This is a genomic window from Mesorhizobium sp. M0833 (genome assembly GCF_040319905.1).
Taxonomy (GTDB): Bacteria; Pseudomonadota; Alphaproteobacteria; order Rhizobiales; family Rhizobiaceae; genus Mesorhizobium.
Genome location: NZ_JAMYOQ010000029.1, coordinates 1 through 15,489, shown reverse-complemented (window position 1 = coordinate 15,489; position 15,489 = coordinate 1). Strand labels below are relative to the sequence as shown.

The window sequence follows — 15,489 nt, the reverse complement described above, 5'->3', positions numbered from 1 at the left end:
AAGATGAAAACTCTTCTGAAAGCGGCATTGGGCGCCTTCCTCTCGGCAGGCCTGATGACAGGCATTGCGTATGCCGCGGGCCTCAAGGATCCGAAGGACGTCCGCATCACCTTCGTGGTGCATGGGTCGGCGTCCGATCCCTATTGGTCGGTGGTCAAGCGCGGCGTCGATGACGCGGCCGCCCTCACCGGCGCCAAGGTCGAATATTACGCGCCGCAGGTCTTCGACGTGGTCGAGCAGGCCCGGCTTCTGGACGCCGCCATTGCCACCAAGCCGGACGGCATCGCCGTCTCCATCGCCGACGCCAATGCACTCGGCAAATCGGTCAAATCCGGGCTTGCCGCCAATATTCCCATGGTGGTTCTGGATTCCGGCGAAAAGGAAGGCGCCGAGCTCGGCACGACGCTCTATGTCGGCACCGTTTCCGAATATGATTCCGGCAAGAAGGCCGGCGAGCGGCTGGCCAAGGAAGGCACGCTGAAGGTCGTTTGCATCAATCACGAGGTCGGCAATGTCAGCCTCGACCAGCGCTGCCAGGGCCTCAATGACGGGCTGAAGCCATCCGGCGGCGGCACCGAGGTTCTGGCCGTAGCGCCCGATCCCGCAGACATCCAGCGCCGCACGGAAGCCTATCTGTCGGCACATCCCGACACGCAGGCCGTCTTCGCGCTTGGCGCCACTGCCGCCAACCCGCTGATCCCGATGTTCCGCGACAAGGAACTGTTCGGCAAGCTCAAGCTCTATACCTTCGACATCAGCCCGGAGGTTCTCGACTCTGTCGTCGCCGGCGAAATGGGCTTCGGCATGGACGCCCAGCAATATCTGATGGGCTATCTGCCGGTGATCTACCTGGTCGAGCAGGCGACGCACGGCTTCTGGCCGCAGAACAACGCCTATACCGGACCGCTGTTCATCGATACGCCGGAAAAAGCCAAGGCGATCCTGGCGCTAGCCAAAGAGGGCATCCGCTAATGCATGTCGCGCAAAAGTGTGCAGCGGTTCTGCGGTAACGACATGCATCAAAATTTAGGCCAGCGCTCCGACGGAACGGGAGAAAGCGCCAAGCGCTCTCCCGTTCGTTCGAAGATTGCGATTTGAGCGATTGGAGAGCCTAATGGCGGTCGTGGAAGACAAGGCGATATCTCCGGGTGAACTGAAGGCGACCGACCGCTTCGGCATGACGTCGAAGCGGGCCGCCGGCGCCGACGAACGGTTGGCCAGCACCGGCAAGCTGACCCAGTGGCTGCGCCGGCCGGAAGCCGGTGCCGCCGGGGGGCTGCTTGCGACGATCATCATCTTTGCGCTGCTGCCGGGCGCGGCGAACCTCTATTCGCTGCAGGGGTCAATGACCTTCCTGACGCTGTCGGCGGAGCTCGGCATCGTCGCCACCGCGGCAGCACTCCTCATCATCGCCGGCGAGTTCGATCTTTCGGTCGGCTCCATGGTCGGCTTCGCCGGTGTCGTCATCGGGCTGACGGTGAAGTACTGGGGACTGCCGCTATGGGGCGGCATCGCCTGCGCCTTCGCCGTTGCCATCCTCACCGGCTATCTCAATGGCCTGATCGTGGTGAAGACGCGCCTGCCCTCCTTCATCGTCACGCTGGCCACGCTCTATATCCTGCGCGGACTGTCGATCGGCATCACCCGCGCCGTCACCGGCCGCACCCAGATCCCTTACATACTCGAAGGCGCACCGGATCCGGCGACGGCCGGCATTTTCAACGGCCATCTGCTCACCGGCCTGTTCCACTGGATGGGCGCGCAAGGCTGGATCGCCACCCGCAGCGACGGCATCCCGTTCGTCGCGGGCATTCCGATGTCGATCGTCTGGTGGCTTGGCCTGACGGCGCTGGCCGGCTACGTGCTGACCCAGACGAAATACGGCAACTGGATCTTCGCCACTGGCGGCGACCTGATCGCAGCCCGCAACGTTGGCGTGCCGGTCGATCGCGTCAAGATCAGCCTGTTCATCTACACCGCCTGCGCGGCGACGTTGCTTGCCACCATCCAGGTGATGGAGGCGGGCTCCGCCGACACCACGCGCGGCCTGCTCAAGGAATTCGAGGCGATCATCGCCGCCGTCATCGGCGGCGTGCTGCTCACCGGCGGCTACGGCACCGTCTATGGCGTGCTGTTCGGCGCGCTGATCTTCGGGCTGGTGCAGATGGGCATCTTCTACACCGGCATCGACACTGACTGGTTCAAGGTCTTCCTCGGCATCGTCATCCTGATGGCTGTGCTGGTCAACAACTACATCAGGCTGAAGGCGCTCGGCCGCGGAGGTGGCAAATGACTGCGCCAGCCCAAATGAGCGAACCGGCTATGGAACTGCGCGGCGTCAGCGTCAATTTCGGCTCGGTGCGCGCGCTCCAGGACATCGACATCAAGGTCTATCCGGGCGAGGTCCACTGCCTGCTTGGCGACAACGGCGCCGGCAAGTCGACGCTGATCAAGGTTCTGTCCGGCGTCTACCGGCCGAGCAAGGGCGAAATCCTGGTCGACGGCAAGCCGGTCACCTTCCGCAGCCCGCGCGACGCGCAGGAGCTCGGCGTGGCAACGGTGTTCCAGGATCTCGGCATGATCTCGCTGATGTCGATCACCCGTAACTTCTTCCTCGGCCGCGAGCCGACCAAAAGCAGCCTGCCTTTCTCGCGCATCGACAAGGAGCGCGCCAACACCATCGCCAGGCAGGCGATGGCCGACATCGGCATCGACGTGCGCGATCCGACGCAAGCCGTCGGCACGCTGTCGGGCGGCGAGCGCCAGTCGGTGGCGATCGCCCGCGCCGTGCATTTTGGCGCGCGCGTGCTGATCCTCGACGAGCCGACCTCCGCGCTCGGCGTCCACCAGGCGGCGATGGTGCTGAAATTCATCATCGAAGCTCGCATGCGGGGCCTGGCCGTCATTTTCATCAGCCACAACATCCACCATGCCTATCCGGTCGGCGACACCTTCACCCTGCTCAACCGCGGCCGCAATCGCGGTACCTACGCCAAGTCGGAGATCTCGCGCGACGAGGTCATCTCGATCATGTCGGGCGGCGAGGATCTGAAGGCGGTCGAGGCGGAGATTGCCGGCCTGCTCGCCCAGATCGGCAACCGGCCGCCTGCGGCGCCTTGAGCTGACAATCGGACATTGCGGGGAATGATCCAATGAGCAGGATACGCGTCGGGGTCGTCGGCGCCGGCATGATCTCGCAGCTCGAGCATATTCCCAATCTGCTGCGCCTCAGTGAATTGTTCGAGCTGGTCGGGGTCGCCGATCCCTCCAGGATTTCGCGGCAGTTCGTCACCGACACCCATGGCGTTGCCAATTTCGAAACGATCGACCAGCTCTTCGACCAACGCCTCGACGCGGTGGTGATCGGCTCGCCGGACCCGCTACATCACGAACAGGTGCTGGCGGCGCTGGCGGTTGGCCTGCATGTCTTTTGCGAAAAGCCGCTCTGCTATTCGCTGGCGGAAATCGCCGAGATCATCGCCGCGCGCGACGCCGCCGGGAAAATCGTTCAGGTCGGCTATATGAAGCGCTTCGATCCGAGCTACCGGCTGGCGCTCGCTTCGCTGCCTGGAACATCAAGCACGCTGCGCGCGGTCTCGGTGGAAGTGAACGATCCCGACGCCTGGCCGTTCATCACCCACCAGCCCTACAGGCGCGGCACCGATATCCCCAACGACTTGATCGCCGCTGTTGCCGCCAAGCAGAAGCGCCAGGTCGAATACGCCATCGGTGTCCCCGTGACGAAGCTCGCTTTCCGTGGATTTATCGGCGCTTACAGCTCGGCCTTGATTCACGACGTCAACGCCGTCCACGGCCTGCTCGACGCGCTCGGCGTGCCGGACGGCGAGATCGTCGGCGCGCAGATCTTTGCCAATGGCGACGGCGGCCAGGGCGCCGTCAAGTTGCTGGACGGGCAGGCGCTGTGGACCATGACCCATCTCACCGTGCCCAAGCTCGCCGACTACAAGGAGCGGATCACGCTGTTCTTCGACGATGCCAGCCTCGAGCTCGAATTCCCCTCGCCCTGGCTCAACCATCATCCGACCCGGCTGACGGTGACGACCTCGGACGGTCACATACTGTCCAAGCGTGATTTGCGCGCCGGCTACGCAGAAGCCTTCGTCGAGGAGATGCGTGGCTTCTGGGCGGCCATCGTCAATGGCGACCCCGTCGTCAACCCGCCCGAACACGCCGCCCGCGACCAGGAGCTGCTGCTCGGCCTGACATGGCATCATCTGGCGACTGCACCCTTCAACTGAGCGCTCAACCTGTAGCCGAACGGCCGCTACCTGGACTTGATGACGCTGTCGGTATTGGCCAGCAGCTTGCGCACCGCATTGCGAGCCGCGTCCGGCCGCTGCAGGCGAATGCTCTTCTCGATTGCCTCGTGCAGCCTCTGCGCATGCTGCAAATCGTCGAGTTCCCGCGTCGTAAAAGCGAACAGATGATCGAACGCCGATTCGATCAGCACGCCGAGCGGCACCAGCAGATCGTTGCCCGAGGCGCGCAGGATGGCGAGGTGAAACCGCGTGTCGGCGCGCGTGCGCTCCTGCAGGTTGGTCGCCTCGCCCATCTCGCGGCAGGCCTGGCTGATCTCGGCCATTTGCTCGTCGGTGCGCCGCATCGCGGCAAAGGCGCTGGCCTCCGGCTCAATGATGTGGCGGAATTCCTGCACGGTCCTGAGGAACACCTCGCGGTCCGGCGAGGTCGCGTACCAGGCCAGCACATCGCGATCGAGCAGGTTCCAGCGCTCTTTCGGCTCGACCCAGCTGCCGATTTTGGGACGTGACGACAGCAGGCTCTTGGCCATCAGCATTTTGATGGCTTCACGCACCGCCGAGCGGCTGACGTCGAAGGTCTCGGACCATTTGGCTTCGTTGGGCAGGATGGTTCCCGGCGGATAATCGCCGCGCACGATCCTCAGCCCGATCTCGTTGGCGAGCGACGCGTGAACGCTCGACCCCGGTATGCGCGCCGCATCGGCCCGGCGAATACCGCTCGTGCGTTCGGCGAACGCCTCGGCCGCTGTCTTTCCCTTGTTCGGCTTCGCGTCCTGCATAGCTCCACAAAGTCCGGATTTGGAGGCGTGTCAAGGAGATGAAATCGACGGCAATATCTCAGTTTGGTTTTCCGCCTCAGTCCCCTCCCCGACACCGCGCCTTGCCGAGCGCCCACGCCGGAGCGGCACAAACAGCTTCTCTTTGTTCCGACTGAATTCCTCGATCAGGAAATCTAGGAAGACGCGTATTTTCGGGGCAAGATGCTGCCGTGCCGGATAGACCGCGTAGAGCGTGGTTTCGACCTTTTCCCAGTCATCCAGAGCCGATTGCAGCCGGCCTGCTTTCAGGTCGCTCTCGACATAGGGATAAGGGATCAGGCTGACGCCGAAGCCGGCGCGCAGCGCATCGCGCACGGCAAGGCTTGACGAGACCGTATATCGTCCGTCGATGGCGACCCGCTCGACGCGGCCGTCCTTGCGGAATTCCCATATGTCCGCATGCCCCGAGAGGCTGAACCGGATGCAATTGGCCGCCTTCAAATCGGCAGGCGTCTTGAGCCGGCCATGCTCCTCGAAATAGGACGGAGCTGCGCAAAGCACGTGCGGCATGACCGCAAGCTTTCTCGCGACCAGGCTGGAATCCTCGAGATTGTCGCTGCCGCGAATGGCCAGGTCAAATCCCTCCCGCACGATATCGACGCGCCTGTCGTCAAGATGCAGATCGAGTTTCAAATCGGGATAGCGCGATAGGAACGCGGGGATGGCAGCCGAAAGCCGCGTCAACGTGACAGTCATCGGCGCGCTGACCCGCAACGTGCCGCTCGGCGCCGTCTTGACCGGGCCGAGGACCTGGTCGGCCCTGGCCAGCGCATCGAGCCCCTGCGTGACATGCTCCAGATAGATTCTGCCTTCTTCGGTCAGGGCCATGCGCCGCGTTGTCCGGTTGATAAGCCGCACCCCCAGATGCGCCTCCAATTCGGCGATGTTCTTGCTGACCGCGGGAGGAGAGAGACCGAGCCGCCGTCCGGCTTCGGCAAAGCTGTTCAGTTCCGCCACATGGCGGAAAACCTGCAACGCAGTCAGGCGATCCATCTCATCATTCTCTTCTAGTAAACAATGTCTTTCAATTATCGCGTATTATCGCTCGTTGGTAAATTCTCTATCTGCTATCCGAACGGCTTGCTCGATTCGGAACGACATGATGACCAACCCCACAATCTCCCTGATCGAGCGGCGCATGTCGGCCAATCGGTTCGATGCCTCGCACGCATTGACGGATGCCGAGGTCGAGGAACTGGCACGCCTCGCAACGCGCGCGCCAAGCGCCTACAACCTTCAGAATTGGCGGTTCATCGCCGTGCGGACGCCGGAAGCAAAGGCGCGGTTGCGCAGCGTGGCCCATGGCCAGGCCAAGGTGCAGGAAGCAGCGGTCACCTTCATCGTCTGCGGCGTACTGCCCGACCACGCTGCCCTCAATGCCAGGCTGCGTCCTTTCGTCGAAGCCGGCTTCATGCCGGCGGATATGGCTTCGGGCTGGCGGGAGGGCGCCCGCGCCCAATATGCCGATCCTCTAGCGGCCCGCGACGAGGCGGTGCGCTCGGCAACGCTCTGCGCTGCAACGCTGATTTTCGCGGCCGAAGCGCTGGGGCTCGTCTCCGGTCCGATGGCCGGCTTCGATGCCGAAGGCGTGGCGCGCGAGTTTGGCCTTGGGCGCAATGAAGTGCCGGTGATGCTCATCGCAGTCGGCCGCGCCGCGCCCGGAAACTGGCCGCAAAAGCCCCGCCGCCCTCTTGCCGAAGTGCTGGAAATCTTATGAAAACGCGCCGTTTCGATCTGTTGCTTACAGCCATTGCACCCGCAATATGGGGCAGCACCTATATCGTCACCACGCAGTTCCTGCCGAACTTCTCGCCGATGACGGTCGCAATGCTGCGTGCCTTGCCCGCCGGATTGCTGCTGCTCGTGATCGTTCGGCAACTTCCAACGGGCATCTGGTGGCTGCGCAGTTTCGTCCTCGGGACCCTCAACATCTCGATCTTCCTGAGCCTGTTGTTTGTCGCCGCCTACCGGCTTCCGGGCGGGGTCGCCGCGACCGTGCTGTCGGTCCAGCCGTTGATCGTGATTTTCCTTGCTGCTGCCCTGCTTGACAGCCCTGTCCGCCGGTTGGCGATCGTCGCCGCCCTTGTCGGGATCGCAGGTGTCGCATTGCTGGTGCTGACCCCGAATGCGGCGCTCGATGCGGTCGGCGTTGCCGCCGGCCTCGCCGGGGCGGCCTCTATGGCCTTCGGAAGCGTACTGGCCCGTAAATGGCAACCGCCAGTATCGCTGCTTACCTTCACGGCATGGCAGCTGACCGCCGGCGGTCTGCTGCTCGTTCCAGTGGCTCTGCTTTGCGAGCCTTCCATCCCGCTGCCGACCGGCGCCAACCTGCTTGGACTGGCGTGGCTCGGGCTGATCGGTGCGGCGCTGACCTATGTCCTCTGGTTCCGGGGCATTGCGCGACTGGAATCCGCAGTGGTGTCATCGCTGCTTTTCCTCAGCCCGGTGACCGCCGTGCTGCTTGGATGGGTATTTCTGGATCAGACGCTGACCTTGCCTCAAATCGCCGGCGTCGTTTTCGTCATCGGCAGCATCTGGCTGGCTCAACGGCCCAATCGGAACGAGGCTTTAGCCTGAGCGGGAAGTGGGTCAGTTTGAAATTTGACCGCCGGCTTGGTCGTGCGTACGCAAGAGGTTGCCAATGCGCTAATCGCCACTGGCACGCTTTGTACGGCCCGCGCTTTCCCGCCTTCGGTGCCATCGCTGGTCGGGGCGCGTGAAACTGAGGCACTACCGCCTAGGCCGCCACCTTGTGTCGGCGGATTGTTCGGCACTATGGTCAAGCGGCGGAGGATCTGCCGATGCCACAACGGCCCTATGATGAGCGTCTGCTCCGTCAGGCGTTCGAAGTCGCGCGCCGAGCCCGCGATGCTGGCGAACATCCCTTTGGTTCGCTCCTCGCCGATACGGCAATGTGTTGCGCGAGCAGCCCAACGCTTACAAAGCCGGCGGGGGCGACCGCACCGCTCACGCCGAAAGGCTGCTGGCCTCGTGGGCGGCGATGAATGTCAGTCTCGAAAAGCTGGCTTCCTGCACCCTCTACACCTCGGCCGAACCTTGCGCGATGTGCTCTGGGACAATCTATTGGGCGGGCATCGGACGGGTCGTCTTTGGGCAGAGCGAACATGACCTCAAGCGGGTAACGGGTGCACATGTCGAGAATCCCACGCTCGACCTGCCCTGCAGGATCGTCTTCGAAGCCGGGCAGCGTCCGACTGAAGTCGTCGGCCCGCTGCTTGCCGATGAAGCGGCGCAACTCCAGGCCGATTTCTGGAAAGACAAGTAGCTCGATTGCCCGCGCGCGGCAAACGCGTGAGCCTAGCCTCATGACGAAAAAATCGGGGCTGACCCAGTGGCGACTCCGCGTCAGGTGCGCCCGTCAGCTCGTCTTGACGTACTTCCGCCAGCTGTGCTCCGGCCGGAAGCCGAGCATGTCGCGCGCCTTGCGGTTGGAGAGCAGCGTCTCGTATTCGCCAAGATCGCCCTTGACGGGCACGTCGGGATAAAACCGCTTCAAAAGTTCGGCCGTCGGCAGGTCGGACGAGGTGTCGTCATTGGCGGCGTTGAACACCTGATAGCCGAGCCCGTCCTTCTCGATGGCGCGCAGCGTGATCTGGCCGAGGTCGCGCGCGTCGATATAGCTCCAGGCGATGCGCTTGCGGAAACCCGGATCGGCGAACCATTTCGGAAACAGCGAATATTCATGCGGCTCGATGACGTTGCCGATGCGCAGGGCGTAGATGTCGCTGCCATCGCGTTGTGCAAACGCCCGCGCGGTCTTCTCGTTGACGACCTTGGACAGCGCATAGCTGTCCATCGGATCGACGTCGTACTCCTCGTCGAGCGGGAAATACGTCGGATCGCGCGGTTCGTTGGCGAAGACCAGGCCGTAGGTGGTTTCGCTGGAGGCGATCACCACCTTGCGGATGCCGAGCTTCACCGCCGCCTCGATGACGTTGTAGGTGCCGAGCGCGTTGATGCGGAACACCTCGTTGTCGGGCGTGATCATGATGCGCGGGATCGCCGCGAAATGCACCACGGCATCGACCGGCTGCGTACGCAGCGACGGGTCGAATTCATGCAGGCCCATATAGCTCGACAGCGCGTTGAACACCTGCCCGCTGTCGGTGATGTCGGTGATCAGCGTGCGCACCTTGGGATTGTCGAGCGGCTTGGTGTCGATGTTGAGTACCTGGCAGCCCTGCTCGACGAGATACTGCACGACGTGGCGCCCGGCCTTGCCGCTGCCGCCGGTGAACATAATCCGCTTCGTCATTTTGCTCTCCCTGGAATTCATGTGTATTGTCAGACAATATCGAACTCTGCAATCGCCTGCCATGGCATGCGGCAAAAACCCGCTTCAACAATTCGCCGGCAAGCTGCAGCGCCGTCATCCATCATTGCAAAATAGGACGAAACGACATGAACACGACCGCCGCGAGCGAAAAGATCGGCTTCATCGGGCTTGGCCTGATGGGACACGGGATCGCGAAGAACATCGTCGACAAGGGCTATCCGCTGACGTTTCTCGGCCGCAAGAACCGCGCGCCGGCGCAAGACCTGCTCGGCCGCGGCGCCAGGGAAGCGGCGACCTCGCGCGACGTCGCGGCGGCCTCTGACATCGTCTTCATCTGCGTCACCGGCTCGCGCGAGGTGGAAGCCATCATCCGCGGCCCAGGCGGCCTCAAGGAAGGCCTGAAGCAGGGATCGGTTGTCGTCGACTGCTCGACCTCTGATCCCGTTTCGACGGTGGCGCTGGCCGCCGAACTCAAGGGGCTAGGCGTCGATTATGTCGATGCCCCGCTCAGCCGCACGCCGAAGGAGGCTTGGGAAGGCACGCTCGACGCCATGGTCGGCGCGCCCGATGCGGTCTTTGCCCGGCTGAGGCCGGTGCTCGAAACCTGGGCCGGGCGCATCGTCCATATCGGCGACACCGGCGACGGCCACCGCATGAAGCTGCTCAACAACTTCATTTCGCTCGGCTACGCCGCGATCTATTCCGAAGCGCTGGCGCTGGCGCAGAAGGTCGGCATCTCGCCGCCGCGTTTCGACAGCGTCATCCGCAACGGCCGCATGGATTGCGGCTTCTACCAGACCTTCATGCGCTGGACGCTGGAAGGCGACCGCGACGCGCACAAGTTCACCATCGCCAATGCCTTCAAGGATCTCACCTATCTCGAATCGATGGCGGGTGCTGCCGGCATCGCCAACCCGCTCGGCAACGCCACCAAGAACGCCTTCGCCGGCGCCTTTGCCACCGGCCCCGCCGACCAGTACGTGCCGATGCTGGCCACGCATATCGGCAAGGTCAACGGCGTCGACCTGATGCCGACCAGGGACGGCAAGAAGCAGACGATCTGAGAACGTTGGGATTAACGCCTGGGAGTGTCGCAACTGTAGACGTTCGCTGCCGACCAGCTACAGCCGCCAATCTCCAACGCTGGCGATTAGCCACATGACACCACACCTCGTCATCCCAGGGCGGAGCAGGAGCGAAGCGACGTCGCGCAGACCCTGGGATCCATGCCGTGATATCAGCCGAAGAATGCAGCGGCTCAGAACGGCGCTTGTATCCCATTGCGCTCGTTGCCCTTCCACCATGACCGCGAGCCAGAAGCTGCTGAAGCGCTGGCTCCGCCAATGGAAGACCGAATTGATCGAGACGACCAGTCCCAGAGTGCTTCGAGCTTTTTCGCAGGACGGGGGTGGCAGCGTTTGGTTCTGGCCCGCTGGAGCACTGCCGCAAGGTAACGGCATGGATCCCAGGGCCTGCGCCGCGTCGCTTCGCTCCTTGCTCCGCCCAGGGATGACGAAGGGAGGGGATGACGAAGGGAGGGTTTCGGCTAATCTCCTAAATTTGCGATTTGCGACTGACGGGAACGATCGAACCCGACTTACACGCAGTTGGCCGAGAAACGATCGAATCAGCGCCGGAACCGGCCGATAACGTCGTCGGTATTGGCGAGAAGTCCGTGCACCAAAGCACGCGCACTTTCGATCGGAAGAAGCCAAAAACAAAAACCCGCCTCGGTGGGCGGGTCGTCGGCGCCAATTCGCACCATACCCAAATTAGTAGCATAGCTGCCGGCACAAATCAAGAACAAATACATTGCGACGATAAAAACCGAATTCCTGTCCCACCCGAGTTCGCCGTCCTGTGCAACCATCACCGCCGCGACCGGCCGATAACGTCGTCGGTGTTGGCGAGAAGTCTGTGCACCGCGGCACGGGCTGCAGCCGGCCGCTGCAGGCGGATGTTCTTCTCGATTGCCTCATGCAGCCTCTGCGCATGCTGCTGGTCGCTGGTTTCGCGCGTGACGAAAACAAACAGGTGATCGAGCGCCGATTCGATCAGCACGCCGAGCGGCACCAGCAGATCGTTGCCCGAGGCGCGCAGGATGGCGAGGTGGAACCGCGTGTCGGCGCGCGTTCGCTCCTGCAGATTGGTTGCCTCGCCCATCTCGCGGCAGGCCTGGCTGATCTCGGCCATCTGCTCGTCGGTGCGCCGCATGGCGGCAAAGGCGCTCGCCTCCGGCTCGATGATGTGGCGGAATTCCTGCACGGTCCTGAGGAACACCTCACGATCCGGCGAGGTCGCGTACCAGGCCAGCACATCGCGATCGAGCAGGTTCCAACGCTCTTTCGGCTCGACCCAGCTGCCGATTTTGGGACGTGACGACAGCAAGCTCTTGGCCATCAGCATTTTGATGGCTTCGCGCACCGCCGAGCGGCTGACGTCGAAGGTCTCGGACCATTTGGCCTCGTTGGGCAGGATGGTTCCCGGCGGATAGTCGCCGCGCACGATCCTCAGCCCGATCTCGTTGGCGAGCGACGCGTGAACGCTCGAGCCGGGAAAGTGTGCGGCGTCGGCGCGCCGAACGCCGGCCGGCCGCTCAGCCTCTGCCTTCTTGGCGGGTCGCTTTTTTGATGTCGCGTCCGGCATTCGTATTCCCCGGCAGCTGCTTGTCGAAAGCCTGAATTCAGGGCACGACAAGTCAGCGGCCTACGCTCCAAAGCAGCGTCGCCTCGTGCGTTTGTATGGACGATGCGTAACGGGGCGCCCGACGGGCGCCCCGTAATTGCCGACCTACTTCTGGATGCAGGTGTCGACGGTATCCTTGGTGCATTCGTCGAGGCCGGTGAACACCGGATCGGCCACCGGCTTGCCTTCGATCAGGTCGATCATCACCGAAGGCGCCTTGTAGCCCATCTCGAACGGCCGCTGGCCAACCAGTGCGGTCACCAGCCCGTCACGAGCAATCGCCACCTCGTCGCCGATCGTGTCGGCGGCGCCGATGACGAAGGCGTTGCTGGCGATCTTGTCGGCCATCGGCTTGAACAGGTCGCGATAGGGCTGCGGAGCGCCGAACAGCGGCCAGCCGCCCATGATACCGAAGGCGTCAAGATCGGGATTAGCGGCGAGGATGTCGGTCATCGCCTGCACGCCCTTGGCGCCGTCGTCATTGGTGAACACCGGGCAGCCGGCAACTTCGGTCCAGCCGCCTTCTCCTGCCAGCGCCGCGAGGCCGTCCTTGCCTGAAAGCGCGTCACGCATGCCCTGCGCGCGGCGCAGGATGTTGTCGGCCGCCGGATTGCCTTCGATGGTGCAGATCTTGCCGCCATTCGGCTTGGCCTTCTTGATGTATTCGCCGATCTTGTGACCCATCAGGTAGTTGTCGGTGCCGAGATAGGTCTTGCGCAGCGCCGCGTCTTCCTTGCTGAGGTCGGCGTCGACGGTCATGATCGGGATCGACGGATTGGCGCTCTTGATCGTCTGCGCGATCAATGGTGCGTTCGACGGCGAAATCGCCATCGCCACCGTGTCGGGCTTGCTCAGCATGTCCTGGACGATCTGGGCTTCACCGGCCTCATCCGAGGTCGACGCCGGTCCGGTGTAGAAGCACTCATATTCCGAGCTGGCGTTTTCCTTGTTCCATTTCTCGCAGCCCTGGTGGATGGCCTCGAAGAATGGATTGTCGAGACCCTTCACGACGATGACGAGCTGTTTCTTGGCCATGGCCGGCCCGGCACCCAACGCCATGACGGCGGCGGCAGCGAGCAATAGTGATTTCCTCATGTCAGTCCTCCCTTTTGAAACAAACGGACACCGCGTGCCCGCCACACACAGACCGACCCGGAGCAAGATGACAGAGGATGTCGCACTCGTGCCGCCAAGCCAGGTCGATAAGCATTTTCATATTCAGTCTCAGACAGGCACCGACAGATAGCGCCGGTTGCCAAATCCCTGACCGACAAACCCTCACCGATTCCTTCCGGCAACCCGGTGGCTCGGCGCAAGCTCCTCCGACACTTAGCTAATATCGCCTTGTCACCGACGTCAATGCTATTTGTCCTACAAAACTGATTTTTCGAAAGAAGCCGTGGTTGACGCCAAGAAGGCTTATGCGTAAATGGGCGAAATCGCTGCTTCCGGGAGGAACTGGGAAGAGCGAAAGGCCGCGGCAGAACCGCAGGCCCCAAAGCACGGGGAGGCAAGAAGGCTGGTGGCGGTTCTCGAACTCACCAACATCTCGAAGCATTTTGGCGCCATCCAGGCGGTCAACGACGTTTCGTTGTCGATCGAGGCCGGACAGGTTGTCGGCCTGATGGGCGACAACGGTGCCGGCAAGTCGACGCTGGTCAAGATGATCGCCGGCAATTTCCCACCGAGCCATGGCACGATGCAGATGGACGGCAAGGAGCTGATCCTGCACAAGCCGGTCGAGGCGCGCCAGCACGGCATCGAAATCGTCCATCAGGACCTGGCGCTGTGCAACAATCTGACGGCCGCCGCCAACGTCTATCTCGGCCGCGAATTGCGCCGCGGCCTCGGGCCGCTTCGCATCCTCGACTATGCCGCGATGTACAAGCGTGCCGGCCAGATCTTTGCCGAGCTGAAATCCGAAACGCGCCCGCGCGACCTGGTCAAACAAATGTCGGGCGGCCAGCGGCAAGCGGTGGCGATCGCCCGCACCATGCTTTCGCAGGCCAAGATCGTGCTGATGGATGAGCCGACGGCGGCGATCTCGGTGCGCCAGGTCGCTGAGGTATTGAACCTGATCCGCCATTTGCGCGACCAGGGCATCGCCGTCGTGCTGATCAGCCACCGCATGCCCGACGTCTTTGACGTTGCCGACCGCGTTATCGTCATGCGGCGCGGCCGCAAGGTCGCCGACAAGACGATAGCATCCAGTTCGCCGGAAGAAGTCACCGGACTCATCACCGGCGCCATCGAACAGGTATGATTGACGCCTCAACCAGAGTAAAAAAGGTCGATAATGGCTGTCACCCTTGATCAGACGATCGCGCACAAGCAGCACACCTTGCTGAGCAAGGTGTTTGCCAGCCAGACCTTCTGGGTGGTGATCGCGGTCATCCTCGCCTGCCTGTTCCTGTCGGTGGCCACGGATTCCTTCGCCACAACCAAGAACCTCTACAACATCACCCGCAACGTCACCTTCGTCGCCATCGTCGCGCTCGGTATGACCTTCGTCATCATCACGGGCGGTATCGACCTGTCGGTCGGCTCCGTGCTTTGCCTTTGCTCGATGGTGCTGGCCGTGACCATGCATGCCGGCTACGGCATCGAGATCGGCATTGGCGCTGCGATCGCGACAGCGCTGATCATCGGCGCCTTCAACGGGGTTCTGATCGCCTATCTCGGCTTTCCGCCCTTCGTGGTGACGCTCGGCATGCTGTCGATTGCGCGCAGCCTTGCGATGGTCGCCTCCAACAACACCGTCGTCTTCCAGTTTGGGCCGGACCACGACAAGCTGCTGGCGCTGGGCGGCGGCGCATGGGTGTTCGGCATCGCCAATCCGGTGCTCTACATGATCGTGCTGGCGTTGATCACCGGCTTTGTGCTGCGCTGGACGAAATTCGGCCGGCACATCTTCGCCATCGGCGGCAACGAGCATGCGGCGACGCTGACCGGCGTTCCGGTGCGCCAGATCAAGGTTGTCGTCTACATGATCTCGGCACTGGCGGCTGGCCTTGCCGGCATCATCCAGACCGGCTGGCTGGGCGCGGTCACCACCAATCTCGGCAACGGCATGGAGCTTCAGGTGATCGCCGCCACCGTCATCGGCGGCGCCAACCTGGCCGGCGGCATGGGCACCGCTTTCGGCGCGGTCGTCGGCGCGGCGCTGATCGAGGTCATCCGCAACAGCCTCGGCCTGCTCGGCATCAATGCCTTCTGGCAAGGCGTGTTCATCGGCGGCGCCATCCTGCTCGCCGTGCTGTTTGACCGCATCCGCAATTTCAGGCGCAACGACTGACGTTCAAGCCCCAACGTCCCCTTCTCCCCTTGTGGGCCTGTTGCGTAATTCGCTGATTGTGATTCTCTGAGACGAAGCTCGGAGGGAATCGCGATGGCAGTGAAGCAGATGGGC

The 15,489-nt window shown here is 62.9% G+C and carries 15 protein-coding genes and 1 pseudogene; 10 read left to right on the top strand and 6 right to left on the bottom strand.

What is annotated here, in order from left to right; genetic code table 11:
* Positions 1-3 precede the first annotated feature (3 nt).
* The 4 genes from NKH98_RS25780 (at position 4) to NKH98_RS25765 (ending at position 4,259) form a co-directional block, all read left to right on the top strand.
* Positions 4-972 carry a rhizopine catabolism ABC transporter substrate-binding protein gene (locus NKH98_RS25780; protein WP_352644847.1) on the top strand — a complete coding sequence of 323 codons (969 nt, stop codon included), beginning with the start codon at positions 4-6 and terminating at the stop codon, positions 970-972.
* Between the two features lie 205 nt (positions 973-1,177).
* Positions 1,178-2,293 carry an ABC transporter permease gene (locus NKH98_RS25775; RefSeq protein WP_352491125.1) on the top strand — a complete coding sequence of 372 codons (1,116 nt, stop codon included), beginning with the start codon at positions 1,178-1,180 and terminating at the stop codon, positions 2,291-2,293.
* Between the two features lie 14 nt (positions 2,294-2,307).
* Positions 2,308-3,120 carry an ATP-binding cassette domain-containing protein gene (locus NKH98_RS25770; protein WP_352902852.1) on the top strand — a complete coding sequence of 271 codons (813 nt, stop codon included), beginning with the start codon at positions 2,308-2,310 and terminating at the stop codon, positions 3,118-3,120.
* A 32-nt stretch (positions 3,121-3,152) separates the two neighbouring features.
* Complete coding sequence (locus tag NKH98_RS25765) at positions 3,153-4,259, top strand: Gfo/Idh/MocA family protein (RefSeq protein ID WP_352902784.1); 1,107 nt, start codon at positions 3,153-3,155, stop codon at positions 4,257-4,259.
* Positions 4,260-4,285: 26 nt separating this feature from the next.
* Here the strand turns inward: NKH98_RS25765 and NKH98_RS25760 are convergent, their stop codons facing one another.
* Positions 4,286-5,059 (bottom strand): FadR/GntR family transcriptional regulator, encoded by a 774-nt coding sequence (locus NKH98_RS25760; RefSeq protein WP_254819087.1) that lies wholly within the window; start codon positions 5,057-5,059, stop codon positions 4,286-4,288.
* Positions 5,060-5,089: 30 nt separating this feature from the next.
* A complete protein-coding gene (locus NKH98_RS25755; RefSeq protein WP_352902782.1) occupies positions 5,090-6,091 on the bottom strand; it encodes a LysR family transcriptional regulator in 1,002 nt (333 codons plus the stop codon).
* A gap of 106 nt (positions 6,092-6,197) precedes the next feature.
* Here NKH98_RS25755 and NKH98_RS25750 point away from each other — a divergent pair, with 106 nt between their 5' ends.
* The 3 genes and pseudogenes from NKH98_RS25750 (at position 6,198) to NKH98_RS25740 (ending at position 8,384) form a co-directional block, all read left to right on the top strand.
* A complete protein-coding gene (locus tag NKH98_RS25750) occupies positions 6,198-6,815 on the top strand; it encodes a nitroreductase family protein (RefSeq protein WP_502894324.1) in 618 nt (205 codons plus the stop codon).
* Positions 6,812-7,675 carry an EamA family transporter gene (locus NKH98_RS25745; protein WP_352902779.1) on the top strand — a complete coding sequence of 288 codons (864 nt, stop codon included), beginning with the start codon at positions 6,812-6,814 and terminating at the stop codon, positions 7,673-7,675. The genes NKH98_RS25750 and NKH98_RS25745 overlap by 4 nt, the downstream gene beginning before the upstream one ends.
* A 224-nt stretch (positions 7,676-7,899) precedes the next feature.
* A pseudogene (locus tag NKH98_RS25740) lies at positions 7,900-8,384 on the top strand (nucleoside deaminase).
* A 93-nt stretch (positions 8,385-8,477) separates the two neighbouring features.
* Here the strand turns inward: NKH98_RS25740 and NKH98_RS25735 are convergent.
* Entirely contained in the window at positions 8,478-9,374 is an 897-nt protein-coding gene (locus NKH98_RS25735; RefSeq protein ID WP_352902776.1) for an NAD-dependent epimerase/dehydratase family protein, read from the bottom strand.
* Positions 9,375-9,520: 146 nt separating this feature from the next.
* Between NKH98_RS25735 and NKH98_RS25730 the strand changes: the two genes are divergently transcribed.
* Positions 9,521-10,459, top strand: a complete 939-nt coding sequence (locus NKH98_RS25730) for an NAD(P)-dependent oxidoreductase (protein WP_352902773.1) — start codon at positions 9,521-9,523, stop codon at positions 10,457-10,459.
* 563 nt (positions 10,460-11,022) lie between these two features.
* Here the strand turns inward: NKH98_RS25730 and NKH98_RS25725 are convergent.
* The 3 genes from NKH98_RS25725 to NKH98_RS25715 form a co-directional block, all read right to left on the bottom strand.
* The gene (locus tag NKH98_RS25725; protein ID WP_352902770.1) at positions 11,023-11,265 is read right to left on the bottom strand and encodes a hypothetical protein; all 243 of its coding nucleotides are present in this window, start codon (positions 11,263-11,265) and stop codon (positions 11,023-11,025) included.
* Positions 11,265-12,041 (bottom strand): FadR/GntR family transcriptional regulator, encoded by a 777-nt coding sequence (locus tag NKH98_RS25720; RefSeq protein WP_352902767.1) that lies wholly within the window; start codon positions 12,039-12,041, stop codon positions 11,265-11,267. Before NKH98_RS25720 ends, NKH98_RS25725 begins: the two co-directional genes overlap by 1 nt.
* A 144-nt stretch (positions 12,042-12,185) precedes the next feature.
* Positions 12,186-13,175 (bottom strand): sugar-binding protein, encoded by a 990-nt coding sequence (locus NKH98_RS25715; protein WP_254820533.1) that lies wholly within the window; start codon positions 13,173-13,175, stop codon positions 12,186-12,188.
* A gap of 427 nt (positions 13,176-13,602) precedes the next feature.
* Between NKH98_RS25715 and NKH98_RS25710 the strand changes: the two genes are divergently transcribed.
* Together NKH98_RS25710 and NKH98_RS25705 are read left to right on the top strand one after the other, a co-directional pair.
* Complete coding sequence (locus NKH98_RS25710) at positions 13,603-14,343, top strand: ATP-binding cassette domain-containing protein (RefSeq protein WP_023675804.1); 741 nt, start codon at positions 13,603-13,605, stop codon at positions 14,341-14,343.
* Positions 14,344-14,376: 33 nt separating this feature from the next.
* The gene (locus tag NKH98_RS25705) at positions 14,377-15,375 is read left to right on the top strand and encodes an ABC transporter permease (protein ID WP_254820532.1); all 999 of its coding nucleotides are present in this window, start codon (positions 14,377-14,379) and stop codon (positions 15,373-15,375) included.
* The last annotated feature ends 114 nt before the right edge of the window (positions 15,376-15,489 follow it).